The following is an 18,507-nucleotide window of genomic DNA, read 5'->3' on the forward strand; positions in this document are numbered from 1 at the left end:
CGCCACCCTTTTGCCGTCATCGTCCCTGCTCCCGCCCTGATTTCGCCGGCTGCGCCGGTCTTCCTTACAAGCCAGGCGCGGCCCGGGCAAGCGGCGCCGGAGCGGCCGCTCGGGGCAGGCCCGCGCCGGGCTTGTGGCAATTGTGCATCAAAGGAAAGCTTGTTCCCGGCCCCTCCCGGCCTCGGGTTGCATGGGCGGGCCGCGAAGGCGCATAGACACTTCCATCAAGGCCGGGCTTCCGGATTGGTACGTGCCTTAAAGACACATGAGGGAACACATGAAAAAGCTTCTTCTTGCATCCACCACGCTGGTTGCAACGGCGGGCGTCGCCTCCGCTCAGGACCTCGGGGTCGCGATCACCGGTTGGGCCGAGATGGGTATCTTCGACAACGGTAACGACGACGCTCAGTTCTTCACCGACATCGACGTCACCTTCACCATGACCGGCGAGTCGGACAACGGCCTGTCGTTCGGTGCGAACATCGACCTCGACGAAGGCGGCGACGGCGCCCTCTCCGAGAACCCGGCCTTCCAGAGCGGTGAATCGATCTTCGTCTCCTTCGCCGGCGCCACCCTGACCATGGGCGACACCGACGGCGCGATCGACGCCCGCGTTCCGGAAATGAACCTGGCCGGCGGCTCGCTCGCCGACGACGAGACCGAGCACCTCGGCTTCGACGCAGGCAACGAGTTCTTCGACGGCAACCGCACCTTCGGCGCGCAGTCGACCAACTCCGACGGTCAGGTCGCCCGCTTCGACTACACCTACTCCGCCTTCACCTTCTCGCTGTCGGCCGAGCAGGAGAACAACGGCAGCGACATCAGCGACGATCCGGCAACCCCGCTGGTCGACGAATCCAACGACTCCGACACCATCTACGGTGTGGGCGTGTCCTACGCCGCTGAGTACTCGGGCGTGTCGATCAACACCGGCCTCGGCTACCAGACCCAGGACGACTACGGCAACCTGACCTCCGTTGCAGCCACCGCCGGCTTCGCCAGCGGCCTGTCGGTCGGCGCCACCTACTCGACCTTCGACTGGGATGCAGGCGGCCTCGAGGACACCACCCACTGGGGTCTTGGCGTTGGCTACGAGATGAACGCCCTGGCAGTCGGCGTGAACTACGGCGAGTTCGACGACTATGCCGGCATCGACGGCGACACCAACAAGGGCTGGGGCCTCGCAGCGTCCTACGACCTCGGCGGCGGTCTCCGCGCCCAGGCCGGCTACGGCTGGAGCGAAGCAGAGCGTGCCGCTGGCACCACCGACTCCGACACCTACTCGCTGGGTCTCCGGATGGACTTCTGATCTCCCAAGAGATCGGACTTTCGGGAAAGAGCGGGCCCTGCGCCCGCTCTTTTCTTTTGCGCCGTCCGCTCCTACACCCGGGACGGAAGGAGAGCGCCGCGCCATGTCCCCCCGCCCCGCCCAGCTGCAAGACCGCTATGCCCGCGCCATCGCGCTGGCCCGCGCCGGCCGGGCAGAGGCGGCGCGCGAGGCGCTGACCGCGCTTTTGACCCATGCCCCCGACGCGCCCGAGCTGCACGCGCAGCTGTCGCAGCTGGCCCACGATGCCGGCGATCTCGCCGCCCGGGCCGCGCATCTCGACCGGGCGCTGGCGGCCCGCCCCGGCGACGCGCAGCTGATCGAGGCCGGCATCGCCGCCTTCGCCGCCATCGGCGCCGAGGACCGGGCGCTGAAGCTGCACGACCGCCGCATCGCCGCCAGCAAGCCGCGGCTGCACGCCGAGACCGACAAGGCGATCTTTTTGCAGCAGATCGGCCGCTTCGCCGAGGCCGAGGCGCTGCTGCGCCGGCTGATCGAGCGCCACCCGCGCGAGGGCGTGCTCTACCGCACCCTTTTCGCGACCCTGAAGGTGGGACCGGACGAGCCGCTGCTCGACCGGCTGCGCAAGCTGCTGAACCACCGCGACCCGGGGGCGGAGTCCCGCCTCAACGGGCATTTCGCCATGGCCAAGGCGCTGGAGGATCTGGGCGCGTATGGCGAGGTCTTCGACCACCTGCACCGCGCCAACCGCCTGCAGCGCAAGCTCGCGCCCTACGACCGCGCCGCCCGGCTGGCCGAGGACCGCGCCATCCGGCTGGCCCAGGACGGCGCCGACCTGACTCCGATCGCCGCGGACGCCGCGCCCTGGCCGGTCTTCGTCACCGGACTGCCGCGCTCGGGCACCACGCTGGCCGAGCGGGTGATCGCCCGCCACCCCGGGATCCGCGCCGGCGGCGAGCTGGCGCATGCCCTGCGGCTGGTCTGGCAGGGCTTCGTCCACGAGGGCCAGATGACCCCGCTGGCCCGCGTTCCCGAGGCCCGGCTGGCCGAACTTGCCGCCGCCTACCGCACCGGGCTGCGCCGCGACACCGGCGCCACCCGCGGCGCCGTCACCGACAAGTCGATCCAGTCGCACCTGGTCTACGGCTTTCTCGCCCGCGCCCTGCCGCAGGCCCGCTTCGTCGCCATCCACCGCGACCCGCGCGACGTCGCGGTGTCGATCTACAAGAACCATTTCCGCACCGGCACCCACCGCTACGGCAACGATCTGGCCGACATCGCCCATGCCATCCGCGCTTACCGCGACAGCATCGCATTCTGGCGCGACCGGCTGGGCGACCGGCTGACGGAATACCGCTACGAGGATCTGGTGCAGCGCCCCGAGGACGGCGCACGGGCGCTGATCGCGGCGGCCGGGCAGGACTGGACGCCGGAATGCGCCGACCCCGCCGCCGCCGGGAACGGGCCGGTGCGCACGCTCAGCGTGGCGCAGGCGCGGCGCCCGATCCATGCCGGGTCGGTCGGCGGCTGGCGCCGCTACGAGGCCGAGCTCGGCCCCTTCTTCGAAGCCTGGGAAGACGACATATGGGATTGAAGGACATCCGCGACCGCATCGCCACGGCCGCCCGCGAGGCCGGCCGCGATCCGGCCGACATCGCCCTCGTGGCGGTCTCCAAGGTGCAGCCCGACGCGCGGGTGGAGGCGGTGCTCGACGCCGGGCACCGGCTGTTCGGGGAGAACAAGGTGCAGGAGGCCGAGGGCAAGTGGCCGGGCTTCCGCGACCGCTACCCCGACGTCGCGGTGCACCTGATCGGGCCGCTGCAGTCCAACAAGGCGCGCCGCGCCGTGGAGCTCTTCGACGCCATCCATTCGCTCGACCGTCCGAAGCTCGCCACCGCGCTGGCCCGGCTCGCCGACGAGGTCGGGCGCTGCCCCGACCTCTTTGTCCAGGTGAACACCGGCGAGGAGCCGCAGAAGGCGGGCATCCTGCCCGCCGAGACCGACGCCTTCGTGGCCGAATGCCGCGGCCTCGGGCTGCCGGTGCGCGGGCTGATGTGCATCCCGCCGGTCGAGGAGACGCCGTCGCTGCATTTCGCGCTGCTGGCCAAGCTGGCCGCGCGCAACGGGCTCGACGGCCTGTCAATGGGCATGTCGGCGGATTTCGAGCAGGCCATCGCGCTCGGCGCCACCCATGTCCGGGTCGGCTCGGCGATCTTCGGGGAGCGCGATTACGGCTGAGCCCGGCCGAGGCGACATGCGACCAGGGCCTCGGGTGACAAGGCGCCGCGGCGCGCCTATACACGCGCGCGAATCCGCTTCCACCAGAGGACATTGCATGACCATCCAGGTTTTCGGCCACAAGTCGCCCGACACCGATTCCACCGGCAGCCCGATCATCTGGGCGTGGTATCTCAGCCAGGTCCGCGGCGAGGACGCCAAGCCGGTCCTGCTGGGCGAGCCCAACACCGAAGCGGCCTTCATGCTCGAGCGCTGGAAGCTCGACAAGCCCGAGATCATCTCGGAGGTGGCAGAGGGCCAGGCGGTGGTGATCGTCGACACCAACAACCCCGCCGAACTGCCGGCCGACATCAACAAGGCCGACATCCGCGCCATCATCGACCATCACAAGCTGGTCGGCGGGCTCGAGACCAAGGGCCCGATCGAGATCCGCATCGAGCCGCTGGCCTGCACCGCCACGATCCTGCGCAAGATGATCGGCGACGACCTCGCCCAGGCGCCCGAGGCGATCAAGGGCGCCATCCTGACCTGCATCCTGTCCGACACGCTGGAATTCCGCTCGCCCACCACCACCAAGGAAGACAAGGCGATCGCGCATTCCATGGCCGAGGATCTGGGCATCGACATCCACGCCTACGCGGCGGAGATGTTCGCCGCCAAGTCCGACGTCTCGGCCTTCTCCGAGTCCGAGCTGCTGCGCATGGATTCCAAGGAATACGCGGTCGAGGGCACCAAGCTGCGGGTGTCCGTGCTGGAGACCACCGCGCCGGGCCAGGTGCTCGACCGCAAGGACGCGCTGATGGCGGCGATGCCCGGCGTGGCCCAGGAGGACGGCGCCGACGAGGTGCTGCTCTTCGTGGTCGACATCCTCAACGAGGAGGCCACCCTGCTGGTCCCCAACGACCGGGTGAAGGCCATCGCCGAGGCCAGCTTCGGCGTCTCGGTCAGCGGCGACAACGTGGTCCTGCCCGGGGTGATGAGCCGCAAGAAGCAGATCATCCCGGTGCTCAAGGCCGCCTGACCGGCGCGTCGAACCGGCGCCGCCGCCTGGCGGCGCCCCATCCCCCTGCCGCCGCGCCCGCCCGCCGGGCGCGGCCCGCCTCCCCCGGAGCTTGCATGGCCCGCATTGCCTTCGACCTCGACGGCACGCTGATCGACAGCGCCCCCGACATCCGCGGCGTCGCCAACCGGCTGCTCGCCGCCGAGGGAAAGGCGCCGCTGAGCCGGGCGGAGACGGTTTCCTTCATCGGCGCCGGGGCCCCCGTCTTCGTGGCCCGGATGGCCGCCGCGCGCGGCCTGCCGGAGGCCGACCTGCCGCGCCTGACCGAGGCCTTCATTGCCGATTACGAGACCGCGCACGACCTGACCCATCCCTATCCGGGCGCGGTGGCGGCGCTCGACGCGCTGGAAGCGGCCGGCCATCGTCTGGCGCTCTGCACAAACAAGCCCGCCGGACCGGCCCGCGCGGTGCTGGCGCATCTCGGCCTGAGCCGCCACTTCGCCTGCGTGATCGGCGGCGACAGCCTGCCCAGCCGCAAACCCGATCCGGCGATGCTGCACGCCGCGCTCGCGGCGCTGGGAGACGGGCCGGCGCTCTATGTCGGCGACAGCGAGACCGATGCCGAGACGGCGCAGCGCGGCGGCATCGACTTCCTGCTCTACACCCGGGGCTACCGCCAGCGCCCGGCGGCGGAGCTGCCGCACCGCGCCGCCTTCGACCGCTTCGAGGATCTGCCGGGCCTCGTCGGCTGAGCCCCGTCTGGCCATTTCTCCGGCGCCGCGCCATACCGGGCCGGACGCAATGGCCGAGGCTTCCATGACCCAGATCATCACCGCCCTCTCCGAGATCTCCGACCGCTACGACGCGCTGTTCGTCGACCTCTGGGGCTGCGTGCACAACGGCGTCACCGCCTATCCCGAGGCGGTGGCGGCGCTGCAGGGCTTCCGCGCCCGCGGCGGCAAGGTGGTGCTGTTGACCAACGCGCCGCGCGCCCGGCGCCATGTCGAGACCCAGATCGGCCGCATGGGCGTGCCCGAGGATGCCTGGGACACCATCGCCACCTCGGGGGACTCGGCCCGCGCGGCGATGTTCCGGGGCGCCGTGGGCCGCAAGGTCTGGTTCATCGGCGAGCGCCACGACAACAGCTTCTTCGAGCCGCTCAAGGTGATCGAGAACCCGGTGCCGATCGAGACCGTGGAGCTCGAGGAGGCCGAGGGCATCGTCTGCTGCGGCCCCTTCGACCCGCAGGCCGACCCGGCGGACCTGCGCCCGCAATTCCTGCTCGCCAAGCAGAAGGGCCTGAAACTGCTCTGCGCCAATCCCGACATCGTCGTCGACCGCGGCGAGAAACGGGAATGGTGCGCCGGGGCGCTGGCCCGGCTCTACACCGAGATGGGCGGCGAGAGCCTGTATTTCGGCAAGCCGCATCCGCCGATCTACGATCTCGCCCGGCTGCGGCTGTCCGAGCTCGGCCACGTGCCCTCGAACGACCGCATCCTGGCCATCGGAGACGGGCCGCATACCGACATCGCCGGGGCGCTCGGCGAGGACATCGATTCGCTCTTCATCACCGGCGGGCTGGCGGCGCAGGAAACCCGCACCGCGACCCAGCCCGAGGCGGCGGCGCTGACCGGCTACCTCCGCGCCGAGCAGATCTCGCCGACCTTCGCCATCGGTTTCCTGCGCTGAAAGCGCCCCGCCGCCCCGTCTGTCGGGGCGGCCCCACCCGGACGGGTGATGTGACACAACGTCCGCGCCGCGCCATGCGGCCTTGGTCGGCCTTGATTTTCTGCATCCGCGAAGTAATAAAGTTGCAATACGCGGCGCGTTCGGCGTCGGTTTGTTACCGGGGCGCTTCGGATGGAGGCTGACATGTTCGACAACCTGCCGCGCGGCACGATCTGCATCGAGGATATCGAGATCGGCATGACCCGGTCGCTGCGCAAGGAGGTGACCGACCGCGACATCGAGATGTTCGCCGAGGTCTCCACCGACCGGAACCCGGTGCATCTCGACGACGAGTATGCCCGCGACACCATCTTCGAGGGCCGCATCGCCCATGGCATGCTGACCGCCGGGCTGATCTCGGCGGTGATCGGCGAGCAGCTTCCGGGCCACGGCACGGTCTATATGGGTCAAACGCTGAAATTCCTCGGCCCGGTACGGCCCGGCGACCTGGTCCATGCCGAGGTCGAGGTCATCGAGATCGACCTCGCCAAGCGTCGCGTCAAGCTGAACTGCCATTGCGCGGTGGACGGCAAGAAGGTCCTGATCGGCGAGGCCACGGTGCTCGCCCCGTCGCGCAAGTTCGACTGATCCCGGGCGCCTCCGCGCGCCGTCGACGTGACCCTTCCCGCCGCCACCGGCGCCCCCCGAACCTGCGCTGCCGGCGCCGCTGCCGCGCCTGGGACCGCCCGTCGCGCCCCCTTGCGCCCCCCTGACGGCGCGGCTAACCCTCCCGCCCATGCGGATCTGTCGCGACGCCTTTCACGTCCCCCCCGAGGCCCGCGGCGCCAGCGCCGCGATCGGCAATTTCGACGGGGTCCATCTGGGCCATCTGGAGGTCATCCGGCAGGCCCGCGCGGCGCGTCCCGACGCGCCCCTCGGCGTCGTCACCTTCGAGCCGCATCCGCGCGAGTTCTTTGCCCCCGACGCCCCGCCCTTCCGGCTGATGAACCCCGAGGCCCGGGCCCACCGGCTCGAGAAGCTGGGCGTCGACACGCTGTTCGAGCTGCCGTTCGACGCCCGCCTGGCCGGACTCAGCCCCGAGGCATTCGCGCGCGATGTCCTGGCCGACGGGCTCGGCCTTGCGCAGGCCGTGACCGGCGCGGATTTCCGCTTCGGCAAGGGCCGGGCCGGCGGCGTCGACGAGTTGCAGAACTTCGGCGCGCGGTTCGGCTTCGGGGTGACGGTGGCCGATCTCGTCGAGGCCGGGCCGCACCGGGTCTCGTCGACCGCGATCCGCCAGGCCCTGTCGGAGGGCCGGCCGCAGGACGCCAAGACCCTGCTCGGCCACTGGCACCGCATCGAGGGCCCGGTGATCGGCGGCGAACGCCGCGGCCGCGAGCTGGGCTTTCCCACCGCCAACATGTCGATCGACGGCCTGCACCCGCCGCGCTTCGGGGTCTACGCGGTGCATGTCGACGTGCTCGACGGGCCGCAGCAGGGCGCCTGGCACGGCGCCGCCTCGATCGGGGTGCGGCCGATGTTCGGCGAGAACCGCGCCAATCTCGAGACCTACCTGTTCGATTTCGCGGGTGATCTCTACGGCCGGCACCTTTCGGTGGCGCTGATCGACTTCCTGCGCCCGGAGGCGCGGTTCGACAGCGTCGACGCGCTGGTCGCGCAGATGCAGGCCGATTGCGCCGCGGCGCGCGACAGCCTCGCCCGGCTGGCGCCGCTGGCGGCGGCAGGAGCCGGGCCGTGAGCGCCGACCCGATCCCGCGCCAGGGCCTCGCGCCGCGCTTCTGGGAGCGCAAGACGCTCTCCGAGATGAGCCGCCGCGAATGGGAAGCGCTTTGCGACGGCTGCGGCAAGTGCTGCCTGAACAAGCTCGAGGACGAGGAGACCGGCGAGGTGGCGCTGACCCGGGTCGCCTGCCGGCTGTTCGACGACGCGACCTGCCGCTGCGCCAGCTACGAGACGCGGCATCAATTCGTCCCCGATTGCATCGTGCTGACGCCCGAGACGATCGCCCAGCACGCCTACTGGCTGCCGCAGACCTGCGCCTACAAGCTGCTCTGGGAGGGCGGGACGCTGCCCGAGTGGCACCCGCTCCGCACCGGCAGCGCCGAGAGCGTGCACGCGGCCGGGGTCTCGGTGCGCGATGCCACGGTGCCGGAATTCGAGGTCGCCGAGGATGAGTGGGAAGACCACATCATCGACGAACCGCTCTGATCTGCAGGAGTTTCCATGCGCTTTGCCTCCGACAATGCCGGCCCGGTCCACCCTTCGGTGCTCGAGGCGCTGGCGCGGGCCAATGACGGGCACCGGCCGGGCTACGGCGCCGACGACCTGACCGAGAGCGTGCGCGCGCGGATCCGCACCCTCTTCGAGGCGCCGGAGGCCGCGGTGGAGCTGGTCGCCACCGGGACCGCCGCCAACTGCCTCGCGCTGGCGACGCTCTGCCGGCCCTTCGAGACGGTGTTCTGCGCGCCGGTGGCCCATATCCACGAGGACGAGTGCAATGCGCCGGAATTCTACACCGGCGGCGCCAAGCTGACCCTGGTGCCCGGCGGCGACCGGATGACCCCGGAGGCGCTGCGCGCCGCCATCGCCGCCGAGGAGAGCCGCGGCGTGCACGGGCCGCAGCGCGGCCCGGTCTCGATCACCCAGATCACCGAACGCGGCAACCTCTACGCCCTCGAGGATCTGCGCGCGCTCACCGCGGTGGCGCGCGAGTTCGGGCTCGCCACGCATCTCGACGGCGCGCGCTTCGCCAATGCCTGCGTGGCGCTGGACTGCAGCCCGGCCGAGATGACCTGGAAGGCCGGCATCGACGTGGCGGTCTTCGGCGGCACCAAGAACGGGCTGATGGGGGTCGAGGCGGTGATCTTCTTCGATCCCGCGCGGCACCGCGAATTCGCGCTCCGGCGCAAGCGCGGCGGCCACCTGTTCTCCAAGCACCGCTACCTCGCGGCGCAGATGGATGCCTATCTCGAAGGCGATCTCTGGCGCGACCTCGCCGGGCGCGCCAATGCCGCCTGCCGCGACCTGGCGGCGGCGCTCGACGGCACGGCGGAGCTGCGCAACCCGCCGGCGGGCAACATCCTGTTCGCCGACCTGCCGCGCCGGGCGCACCGGGCGCTGCGGGAGGCGGGGGCGGAGTACTATCTCTGGGAGGGCGAGCTCGACGGCGCGGATCCGGACGAGAGGCTGACCGCGCGGCTGGTTTGCGACTGGTCGGTCAGCGCCGAGGACATCGCCCGCTTCGCGGAGATCGCAGGCGCCGCCTGAGCGCACCTTCGCGCAACGGCAGGACCCAGACGCGGCCGGGCCATCCGGCCGCCCGCTGGCGTCAGTTCATCTGGAAATGCAGCTCGTAGGCGCCGTTCTGGAAGGCGCCGAACAGGTCGGCGATGTCGGGATGCTCGACCGGTTCGCCGGAATAGTCGGCCACCAGGTTCTGCTCCGACACATAGGCCACGTAGAAGCTCTGCTCGTTCTCCGCGAGGAGGTGATAGAACGGCTGGTCCTTCACCGGCCGGCTCTCCTCCGGGATCGATTCGTACCATTCCTCGGTGTTGCTGAATTCCGGATCGACGTCGAAGACGACGCCCCGGAACGGGTGCTTGCGGTGGCGCACCACCTGGCCGAGATTGTACTTAGCGCGTTGTGTCTGCATCGCTTCTGTCCTCATGCGACCGAATTTAGCGCGGCCGGCCGCATTTTGTCCAACTTTCTGCCTCAGTTCCCGTGGAAACACTCTGTGGCCCTCCCCCCGACAGTGGAGCCGGCCAACCTGCCCAGACTTGGAACGGAACCCGGCAATTGCAAGCCACGCCGCCGGGCGCAACCGAAATGTGATTTCGTCCGGCCCGTGCATTCGCTACACTGCCCGAAAAAAGCACCGAACCATCGGAGCGAGAGGCAGATGAGCAGAATTTTCCGCACGCTTGCGATCGTGCTGCTGGCCGCGTCCTGCGGTGGCGGCGGCCCGTCCGAGCCCCCCAGCAACCTCGACAATGCCTGCGACATCGTGCGCGAGCGGCCGCAATATTACCGCGCCTTCAAGGCGGCCGAGCGCAAATGGGGCGTCCCCGTGCATGTCCAGATGGCCACCATCCACCAGGAAAGCAAGTTCGTGGGCGATGCCCGCACGCCCTTCCAGTATTCGCTGGGCGTGATCCCGATCGGCCGCCAGAGCTCGGCCTTCGGCTACTCGCAGGCCCTCGACGGCACCTGGGAGGAATACCAGCAGCAGCAGGGCGGGCGCCGCACCCGCCGCGACGACATCCACCACGCCACCGACTTCATGGGCTGGTACATGCGCCAGACCCGCGACGGGCTGGGCATCCCGCTCTGGGACGCGCGCAACCAGTATCTGGCCTATCACGAGGGCCGCAGCGGCTATGCCCGCGGCAGCTACAATTCCAAGGCGTGGCTGGTCCGGGTTGCCGACAAGGTCGACAACCGGGCCCGGATGTATCAGGGCCAACTGGCCTCCTGCCGCTACGCGCGCTGACCGGGCGCGGCCGGCTCCGGCCGGCCGAAACGGCGCTTCCCGGGGGCCTGAACCGGCCCCCGGACAACATTTTGCCGCATTCCTGCCGTAAAAAGGCGTGACGCGGGTCGCTCTCCGACGGTATCCATGTAGCGGTCGCCGGTTGCGGTGCCGCGCTGTGCCGCGACCGGCCCGGGACCGCATCAGGACCGCACCGGGACCGCACCGGCAGAGGATGGAAGGCGCGCGATGAGACCTCAGGACAGCTATGCCGGCCGCGAGGAATTGCGGGCGGCACGCCGGGAAAACCGCCCCTATTTCTGGTTCGTCGCGATCTTCAGCATCTTCGTCAACCTGCTGATGCTGACCGGCCCGCTCTACATGCTGCAGGTCTACGACCGGGTCCTGGGCTCGCGCTCGGTGGCGACCCTGGTGGCGCTGACGATCCTGGTGGTCTTCCTCTACGGCATGATGGGCCTGCTCGACTACGTGCGCGGCCGGGTCATGGGCCGGGTCGCGGCACGCTTCCAGTCGCGGCTCGACATGCGGGTCTTCGACGCGGTGATGCGGCGCTCCTCGGTCAAGCCCGACAAGATCGCCCAGACCGGGCTGCGCGACCTCGAATCGGTGCAGCGCCTGATGGCCTCGCCGGTGCTGATGGCCTTCTTCGACATCCCGATGACGCCGTTCTTCCTGCTGGGCATCTTCATCTTCCATCCCTGGCTCGGCTACCTCGCGGTCAGCGGCGGCGCGGTGCTGGTGGTGATCGCGATGATCAACCAGGGCGTCAGCCGCACCCCGACGATCAAGTCGCACATCGCCACCCACCGCGCCGACCAGATCTCCGAGCAAATTCGCGGCGAGGCCGAGATGGTGCAGGCGCTCGGCATGCGCCGCGACGCCTTCTTCCGCTGGGCGGTGGCGCGGCGCGACTCGCTGACCGGGCAGATCGGCTCGGCCGACCTGGTGGGCAGCTTCACCTCGCTGACCAAGGCGCTGCGGCTGCTGCTGCAATCGGGGATGCTGGGCCTCGGCGCCTATCTCGTGCTGCAGGGCCAGCTCACGCCCGGCGCGATGATCGCCGGCTCGATCCTGATGGGCCGGGCGCTGGCGCCGATCGAGCTGGCGATCGGGCAATGGCCGCTGGTGGAGCGGGCCCGCGAGGGCTGGGGGAACCTCGCCATCCTGCTCAGCGAGGCGCCGGCCGAGCCGGAGCGCACGCAGCTGCCGAAGCCTCGCGCCAAGCTCGAGGTCCAGCAGCTCACCGTGCTGCCTCCGGGCGAGCAACAGGCGGCGTTGCGCATCGTCTCCTTCACCGTGCAGCCGGGCCAGGCGGTGGGCGTGATCGGGCCCTCGGGCGCCGGCAAGTCGACGCTGGCGCGTGCCCTGACCGGCGTCTGGCGCCCGGCCGGCGGCCGGGTGCGGCTCGACGGCGCGACGCTCGACCAGTACGGCCCCGACGTGCTGGGCGAACATATCGGCTATCTGCCGCAGCGCGTCACCCTGTTCGAGGGCACGATCGCCGAGAACATCGCCCGCCTGTCGCGCGTCCCGGACGACGCCAAGGTGGTCGAGGCGGCCAAGAAGGCCGGCGCGCACGAAATGATCCTCAAGCTGCCGGACGGCTACAACACCCGCGTCACCGCCACCGGCGGGCGGCTCTCGGGCGGCCAGATGCAGCGCATCGGCCTGGCCCGGGCGATGTACGGCGACCCGGTGATCCTGGTCCTCGACGAGCCGAACTCGAACCTCGACAATGACGGCAGCGAGGCGGTGAACGCGGCGATCCGCGAGATGAAGGCGGCCGGCAAGTCGGTGCTGATCATGGCGCACCGGCCGGCGGCGATCGCCGAATGCGACATGCTGCTGATGCTCGAGAACGGCAGCCGCGCGGCCTTCGGACCGAAGGACGAGGTGCTGCGCAAGATGGTCCGCAACCACGAACAGATCCAGAAGACGGCGGCCCTGCCCGGAGGCGTGCGATGAACGACGATCCCGGCCGCGACTTCTCCCTGCGCTTCCCGATGATCCTCGGCGTCGGCGTCGTGCTGCTGCTGGTGGGCGGCTTCGGCACCTGGGCGGCGACCACCGAGATCTCCGGCGCCATCGTCGCCTCGGGCCAAATCGAGGTCGACCAGAACCGCCAGATCGTCCAGCACCCCGATGGCGGCGTGGTGGAGGAGATCCTCGTCGACGAGGGCGACACGGTGGCCAAGGGCGACGTGCTGATCCGGCTCGACCCGACGCTGCTGCGCTCGGAACTGGCGGTGGTGCAGGACCAGTATTTCGAGCTGATGGCCCGCCGCGCCCGCCTCCAGGCCGAACGCGACGAGGCCGAGGACGTGGTCTTCCCCGACATGCTGCTCGAGGCCGAGGCCAGCGACGAGGAGATCGCCGAGGCGGTCGAGGGCCAGCGCAACCTGTTCTCGGCCCGCAAGGAGAGCGTCGACCGCGAGGTCGAGCAGCTCGCGAAGCGCGCCGACCAGATCGCCGACCAGATCATCGGCATCGACGCCCAGCAGGAGGCGCTGCAGCGCCAGCTGACGCTGATCGAGGGCGAGCTGGCGGACCAGCAATCGCTGCTCGACCGGGGCCTGGCCCAGGCCAGCCGGGTGCTCGCCCTGCAACGCGAGGAGGCCAACCTGGCCGGCCGCGTCGGCGAGCTGACCGCCGCCAAGGCCCAGGCCGAGGGCCGCATCACCGAGATCGACATCCAGATCCTCTCGCTCGAGACGCGGCGCCGCGAGGAGGCGATCACCACCCTGCGCGACATGCAGTACCGCGAACGCGAACTGGCCGAGCAGCGCCGCGCCCTGCAGGAGCGGCTGACCCGGCTCGACATCACCGCGCCGGTCTCGGGCGTGGTCTACGGCCTGAACGTCTACACCCCGCGCTCGGTGATCCGCGCCGCCGACCCGGTGATGTTCATCGTGCCGCAGGACCGGCCCCTGGTGATCGCGGCGGAGGTGCTGCCGATCCACATCGACCAGACCTTCGTCGGCCAGGAGGTCACGCTGCGCTTCTCGGCGCTCGATCAGCGCCGCACGCCGGAGCTGTTCGGCACGGTGACCCAGATCTCCGCCGACGCCTTCGAGGACGAGACCAGCAAGGTGCGCTACTACCGCGCCGAGATCGTCATTTCGGAGGGCCAGGTGGACCGCCTGCCCGAGGGCACGACGCTGATCCCGGGCATGCCGGTGGAGGCCTTCCTGCGCACCGACGACCGGACCCCGCTGGCCTATCTGGTGAAGCCCTTCACCGACTATTTCGTCAAGGCCTTCCGCGAGAGCTGACCGCGCGCCGGACCCGGCCTGCCCAGCCTGCCCAGCCTGCCCGCCGGCGCGCGAAACTGCCGCGCCGGCGCGCGCGACGGCTTTCCCTCGCCGCGGCCGCGCTCTAGCCTGCGCGCGGACCGCAGCGACGCGAAAGGCTTCCCGCATGACCGACACGATCGACGCCCGCCTCACCGAGCTTGGCCTCACCCTGCCCGACGCGCCCGCCCCGGCGGCGAATTACGTGCCGCGGGTGCTGGTCGGCGACCTGCTGCACGTCTCCGGTCAGATCAGCCAGGGCCCCGAGGGCATGATCACCGGCAAGCTCGGCCACGACCTGACCGTCGAGGAAGGCGCCGCCGCGGCCCGGGCCTGCGCGCTGTCGCTGCTGGCCCAGGTCCGCGCCGCCTGCGACGGCGATCTCGGCCGCCTCAAGCGGGTCGTCAAGCTCACCGCCTTCGTCAATTCGACGCCGGAATTCTCCGACCAGCCCAAGGTGGTGAACGGCGCCTCGGACGTGCTGGTGGAGATCCTCGGGGACGCCGGCCGGCATGCCCGCTCCGCGGTCTCGGCGGCCTCCCTGCCCTTCGGCGTGGCGGTCGAGATCGAGGGGATCTTCCAGATCGCCCCGTGACCGCCCGCGACCGCCCCGCCGGGCCCCCGGCGCTGCCCCCGGCCTTCCTGTCCCGGCCGATCGCCCATCGCGGGCTGCATGCGGCGCGGGCCGGGCGGCCGGAGAATTCCCGCGCCGCCGTGACGGCGGCCATCGCCGCGGGCTACGGCATCGAGATCGACCTGCAGCCTTCCGCCGACGGCCGCGCCATGGTGTTCCACGACGCCCGGCTCGACCGGCTCACCGCGGAGCGCGGCCCGGTCGCGGCACGCAGCGCGGCGGAGCTGGCGCGGATCGGCCTCCGCGGCGGCGCCGAGACGATCCCCAGCTTCGCCGAGATCCTGGCCCTGGTGGCCGGCCGGGTGCCGCTGCTGGTGGAGATCAAGGACCAGGACGGCGGGCTGGGCCGCCAAGTCGGCGCGCTGGAGCGGGCCGCGGCGGCCGATCTGGCGGGCTATGACGGCCCGGTGGCGGTGATGTCCTTCAACCCCCACAGCGTGGCCGCCTTCGCGCGCGCCGCGCCGGGCTGCCCGCGCGGCCTCGTCACCGCGTCCTTCGACGGCGCCGGCTGGCCCGGCGTTCCGGCCCGGCGCCGGGCGCGGCTCCGCGCCATTCCGGATGCCGGCCGGCTCGGCTGCGCCTTCGTCAGCCACGAGGCCGCGGATCTCGGCAATCCGCGGCTGGCGGCGCTGCGCGCCCGCGGGCTTGCCATCCTGTGCTGGACCATCCGGTCGCCCGCCGCCGAGACCGCCGCCCGCCGCCACGCCGACAATGTCACATTCGAGGGCTACGCCGCTTGATCCCGGCCCGGCCGGGCACAGATCCGGTGCGAGGACAGGAACCCGCATGACCGACCAGAGCCCGTCGCCGACCGTCACCGTCACCACCCACCGCAGCCTCTCGGCGATCCCCGCCGCCGAGTGGGATGCCTGCGCCTGCCCCGAGGCCGGCGAGGGCGGCCGCCCGGCCGACCCGTTCACCACGCACCGCTTCCTCAAGGCGCTGGAGGACAGCGGCTCGGTTGGCGGCGACAGCGGCTGGGACCCGCTCTACCTCACCGCCGAGATCGACGGCCGGATCGTCGGCTGCGCGCCGCTCTACGGCAAGGGCCACAGCCAGGGCGAATACATCTTCGACCATTCCTGGGCCCATGCCTACGAGCGCGCCGGCGGCCGCTACTACCCCAAGCTGCAGATCGCCGTGCCCTTCACGCCGGCCACCGGGCGGCGCTTCCTGACCCGCCCCGGGGCCGAGGCTGCGGGGCTCTCGGCTCTGCTCCAGGGCGCGGTGCAGATCGCCGCCGAGAACCGGCTGTCCTCGCTCCACGTCACCTTCTGCACCGAGGCCGAGGCGATCGCCGGGGAACGCATCGGGCTGCTGCGGCGCACCACCCAGCAATTCCACTGGCGCAACCGCGGCTACGCCGATTTCGACGCCTTCCTGGCCGATCTCTCGTCGCGCAAGCGCAAGACCATCCGCCGCGAGCGCCGCATCGCCAACCAGTTCGGCGGCGAGATCGTGACCCTGACCGGCGACGCTCTGCGGCCCGAGCACTGGGACGCCTTCTGGCGCTTCTACCAGGATACCGGGGCGCGCAAATGGGGCCGGCCCTACCTGACCCGGGCCTTCTTCGACCTGGCCCAGGAGCGGCTGCGCGACGACATCGCGCTGGTGATGGCGCGCCGCGACGGCGCCTGGGTCGCCGGGGCGCTGAACTTCATCGGGCGCGACGCGCTCTATGGCCGCTACTGGGGCGCCGTGGAGCATCACGACTGCCTGCATTTCGAGGCCTGCTACTACCGCGCCATCGACTTCGCCATCGCCCAGGGCCTCGCCACCGTGGAGGCCGGGGCGCAGGGCGAGCACAAGCTGGCCCGCGGATACATGCCGACCGAAACCCATTCCCTGCACTGGATCGGCGACAAGGGTTTCGCCGAGGCGGTGGCGCGATATCTTGAGGAAGAACGGCGGGCGGTCGACGAGGACATCGAGATCCTCACCAGCTTCGGCCCGTTCCGCCGCCCCGCGATCGAGGAGCAGCCATGAGCGAGAAAATGAGCGAGACCGCCCGCAAGACCATGCTGGAGCCGCTCTTCGAGGCCGGCTGGCAGATGGTCGAGGGCCGCGACGCGATCACCAAGACCTACAAGTTCGACGATTTCGTCGGCGCCTTCGGCTGGATGACCCGCGCGGCGATCTGGGCCGAGAAGTGGAACCACCACCCGGAATGGCGCAACGTCTACAACCGCGTGGAGGTGACGCTCACCACCCACGATGTGGACGGATTGTCGGCCCAGGACGCCAAGCTGGCGCGCAAGTTCGACGCGCTCTGAGCCCGGGCGGCCGCCCCGCGCCTGCAAACCTGTGCGCGAACGGCGCGCCGCGTGCTATGATCGGACTCCCCCGGCCCCGGGTGGATCGTCTGTGCCGCGCCGGGGGATGCCCGGCGTCGCGCGACGCCCTGTTCCGGAGACCCGCATCATGGACAAGACCATAGGCAATCCCGTCACCTGGGCCGCGCGGCAGGCGTTGCGCGGCTCGGCCCATCTCACCGACACCCGCCGCGAGCTCGTCGGCGACGCCGCGGCGCCGCCCGTCACCGATGCCGAGATCGCCCGGCTCGATTACGCCGATCTCGGCGCCGCGCTGCGGGCCGGCTGGGACGACCTGATGGCCAGCCGCACCGACGCGCTGTTCATCGTCCTGGTCTACCCGGTGATCGGTCTGGTGCTGATCGGCATGGCCCGCCAGGAAGGGCTGGTGCCGCTGATCTTCCCGCTGCTCTCGGGCTTCGCGCTGGTCGGACCGCTGGCGGCGCTCGGGCTCTACGAGATGAGCCGGCAACGCGAGATGGGGCGCCAGCCGAACTGGGGCACGGCGCTCAACGTCATCACGCGGCCCGCCTTCGGCGCGGTCTTGGCGCTCGGTCTCTACCTGATCGCGGTGATGGTCGTCTGGCTGGCGGTGGCCTATGGGATCTTCGTGCTGACCTTGGGGCCCCAGCCGCCGGCCTCGCTGGCCGCCTTCGCCACCGCCACGCTGACCACCGGACCCGGCTGGACGATGATCCTGGTGGGCTGCGCCGTGGGCTTCTGCTTCGCGCTCCTGGTGCTGGCCACCAGCGTCGTGGCCTTCCCGCTGCTGCTCGACCGCCCGGTGGGCCTGGCCAACGCGGTGGCGACCTCGCTGCGGGTGACCCGGCGCAATCCCGGCGTCATCCTGGGCTGGGGCGCGATCGTGACGACGCTGCTGATCCTCGCCATCCTGCCGGCGCTGATCGGGCTGACCCTGGTGCTGCCGCTGCTCGGCCACGCCACCTGGCATCTCTACCGCCGCGCGGTGCGCCCGGCGCCGCACTAGGCAGCTAAGGGACCGGCGCAGCCCGCCCCGGGCCGCGCCGTGACCGTCAGGCCGCCTCGAGCGCGGCCAGCATCGACTCGCCGCCCGAGGTCTCGCAGACGCCGGGGCCCTCTTCCTCGTGCAGCACCCGCACCACGCCGTCCTCGACCAGCATGGCGTAGCGCTTGGAGCGCGCGACCATGCCGCGGGCCGGGGCGCTGAACTCCATGCCGATGGCGCGGGTGAAGGCGGCCTCGGGGTCGGAGAGCATGCCGATCCCGGCCGCGTCGGCGCCGGTCTCGCGGGCCCAGGCCGACAGCACGAAGGCATCGTTGGTGGCAAGGCAGAAGATGTTGTCCACGCCCTTCTCGGCGAAGCGGTCGCGGGTGCGCACGAAGGACGGCAGGTGGGCGGAATGGCAGGTCGGCGTGTAGGCGCCCGGCACCGCGAAGATCACCACCCGGCGCCCGGCCAGGAGGTCCGAGAACTCGACCGGCTCCGGCCCGTCCGCGCCCAGCCGGAACAGCGTCGCGCCCGGCAGTTTGTCACCTTCGGCAATGGCCATATGCGTTTCCTCCCGCGATTGGCATTCAT

20 protein-coding genes are annotated in these 18,507 nt (G+C 70.9%); 18 read left to right on the top strand and 2 right to left on the bottom strand.

Going from position 1 to position 18,507, the window contains the following annotated elements; genetic code table 11:
* The first annotated feature begins 277 nt into the window (after positions 1-277).
* The 10 genes from ACXYMW_RS06015 to ACXYMW_RS06060 all read left to right on the top strand — a co-directional run bounded on the left by ACXYMW_RS06015 (position 278) and on the right by ACXYMW_RS06060 (position 9,482).
* Positions 278-1,309 carry a porin gene (locus ACXYMW_RS06015; RefSeq protein WP_459034388.1) on the top strand — a complete coding sequence of 344 codons (1,032 nt, stop codon included), beginning with the start codon at positions 278-280 and terminating at the stop codon, positions 1,307-1,309.
* Between the two features lie 103 nt (positions 1,310-1,412).
* The gene (locus ACXYMW_RS06020) at positions 1,413-2,882 is read left to right on the top strand and encodes a sulfotransferase family protein (protein WP_459034389.1); all 1,470 of its coding nucleotides are present in this window, start codon (positions 1,413-1,415) and stop codon (positions 2,880-2,882) included.
* A complete protein-coding gene (locus ACXYMW_RS06025; RefSeq protein WP_459034390.1) occupies positions 2,873-3,526 on the top strand; it encodes a YggS family pyridoxal phosphate-dependent enzyme in 654 nt (217 codons plus the stop codon). Before ACXYMW_RS06020 ends, ACXYMW_RS06025 begins: the two co-directional genes overlap by 10 nt.
* A gap of 97 nt (positions 3,527-3,623) precedes the next feature.
* Positions 3,624-4,547, top strand: coding sequence for a manganese-dependent inorganic pyrophosphatase (locus ACXYMW_RS06030; RefSeq protein WP_459034391.1), 924 nt, complete (start codon positions 3,624-3,626; stop codon positions 4,545-4,547).
* Positions 4,548-4,642: 95 nt separating this feature from the next.
* Complete coding sequence (gene gph, locus ACXYMW_RS06035) at positions 4,643-5,278, top strand: phosphoglycolate phosphatase (RefSeq protein ID WP_459034392.1); 636 nt, start codon at positions 4,643-4,645, stop codon at positions 5,276-5,278.
* 64 nt (positions 5,279-5,342) lie between these two features.
* Positions 5,343-6,215 (top strand): TIGR01459 family HAD-type hydrolase, encoded by an 873-nt coding sequence (locus ACXYMW_RS06040; protein WP_459034444.1) that lies wholly within the window; start codon positions 5,343-5,345, stop codon positions 6,213-6,215.
* A gap of 183 nt (positions 6,216-6,398) precedes the next feature.
* Positions 6,399-6,842, top strand: a complete 444-nt coding sequence (locus ACXYMW_RS06045) for a MaoC family dehydratase (RefSeq protein WP_459034393.1) — start codon at positions 6,399-6,401, stop codon at positions 6,840-6,842.
* 148 nt (positions 6,843-6,990) lie between these two features.
* Complete coding sequence (locus ACXYMW_RS06050; protein ID WP_459034394.1) at positions 6,991-7,953, top strand: bifunctional riboflavin kinase/FAD synthetase; 963 nt, start codon at positions 6,991-6,993, stop codon at positions 7,951-7,953.
* Positions 7,950-8,423: a YcgN family cysteine cluster protein gene (locus ACXYMW_RS06055; protein WP_459034395.1), complete on the top strand. Its 474-nt coding sequence runs from the start codon at positions 7,950-7,952 to the stop codon at positions 8,421-8,423. Before ACXYMW_RS06050 ends, ACXYMW_RS06055 begins: the two co-directional genes overlap by 4 nt.
* 15 nt (positions 8,424-8,438) lie before the next feature.
* Positions 8,439-9,482, top strand: coding sequence for a threonine aldolase family protein (locus tag ACXYMW_RS06060; RefSeq protein ID WP_459034396.1), 1,044 nt, complete (start codon positions 8,439-8,441; stop codon positions 9,480-9,482).
* Between the two features lie 61 nt (positions 9,483-9,543).
* On the opposite strand, the gene hspQ is transcribed toward ACXYMW_RS06060, so the two are convergent.
* On the bottom strand, positions 9,544-9,870 hold the full coding sequence (hspQ, locus tag ACXYMW_RS06065; protein ID WP_459034397.1) for a heat shock protein HspQ: 327 nt from the start codon (positions 9,868-9,870) through the stop codon (positions 9,544-9,546).
* A gap of 249 nt (positions 9,871-10,119) precedes the next feature.
* Here hspQ and ACXYMW_RS06070 point away from each other — a divergent pair, with 249 nt between their 5' ends.
* The 8 genes from ACXYMW_RS06070 (at position 10,120) to ACXYMW_RS06105 (ending at position 17,934) form a co-directional block, all read left to right on the top strand.
* Complete coding sequence (locus ACXYMW_RS06070; protein WP_459034398.1) at positions 10,120-10,710, top strand: transglycosylase SLT domain-containing protein; 591 nt, start codon at positions 10,120-10,122, stop codon at positions 10,708-10,710.
* Positions 10,711-10,938: 228 nt separating this feature from the next.
* Entirely contained in the window at positions 10,939-12,675 is a 1,737-nt protein-coding gene (locus tag ACXYMW_RS06075; RefSeq protein ID WP_459034399.1) for a type I secretion system permease/ATPase, read from the top strand.
* Positions 12,672-13,982 carry an HlyD family type I secretion periplasmic adaptor subunit gene (locus ACXYMW_RS06080; protein WP_459034400.1) on the top strand — a complete coding sequence of 437 codons (1,311 nt, stop codon included), beginning with the start codon at positions 12,672-12,674 and terminating at the stop codon, positions 13,980-13,982. Before ACXYMW_RS06075 ends, ACXYMW_RS06080 begins: the two co-directional genes overlap by 4 nt.
* Positions 13,983-14,127: 145 nt before the next feature.
* Positions 14,128-14,595, top strand: coding sequence for a RidA family protein (locus ACXYMW_RS06085; RefSeq protein ID WP_459034401.1), 468 nt, complete (start codon positions 14,128-14,130; stop codon positions 14,593-14,595).
* On the top strand, positions 14,592-15,374 hold the full coding sequence (locus ACXYMW_RS06090; protein ID WP_459034402.1) for a glycerophosphodiester phosphodiesterase family protein: 783 nt from the start codon (positions 14,592-14,594) through the stop codon (positions 15,372-15,374). The genes ACXYMW_RS06085 and ACXYMW_RS06090 overlap by 4 nt, the downstream gene beginning before the upstream one ends.
* Before the next feature lie 46 nt (positions 15,375-15,420).
* A complete protein-coding gene (locus tag ACXYMW_RS06095; protein WP_459034403.1) occupies positions 15,421-16,620 on the top strand; it encodes a GNAT family N-acetyltransferase in 1,200 nt (399 codons plus the stop codon).
* On the top strand, positions 16,617-16,907 hold the full coding sequence (locus tag ACXYMW_RS06100) for a 4a-hydroxytetrahydrobiopterin dehydratase (protein ID WP_459034404.1): 291 nt from the start codon (positions 16,617-16,619) through the stop codon (positions 16,905-16,907). The genes ACXYMW_RS06095 and ACXYMW_RS06100 overlap by 4 nt, the downstream gene beginning before the upstream one ends.
* A gap of 148 nt (positions 16,908-17,055) precedes the next feature.
* Complete coding sequence (locus ACXYMW_RS06105; RefSeq protein WP_459034405.1) at positions 17,056-17,934, top strand: DUF2189 domain-containing protein; 879 nt, start codon at positions 17,056-17,058, stop codon at positions 17,932-17,934.
* Positions 17,935-17,980: 46 nt separating this feature from the next.
* Here the strand turns inward: ACXYMW_RS06105 and ACXYMW_RS06110 are convergent, their stop codons facing one another.
* Positions 17,981-18,478 (bottom strand): redoxin family protein, encoded by a 498-nt coding sequence (locus tag ACXYMW_RS06110; protein ID WP_459034406.1) that lies wholly within the window; start codon positions 18,476-18,478, stop codon positions 17,981-17,983.
* Positions 18,479-18,507 lie beyond the last annotated feature (29 nt).

Source organism: Roseivivax sp. CAU 1761, assembly GCF_054482755.1.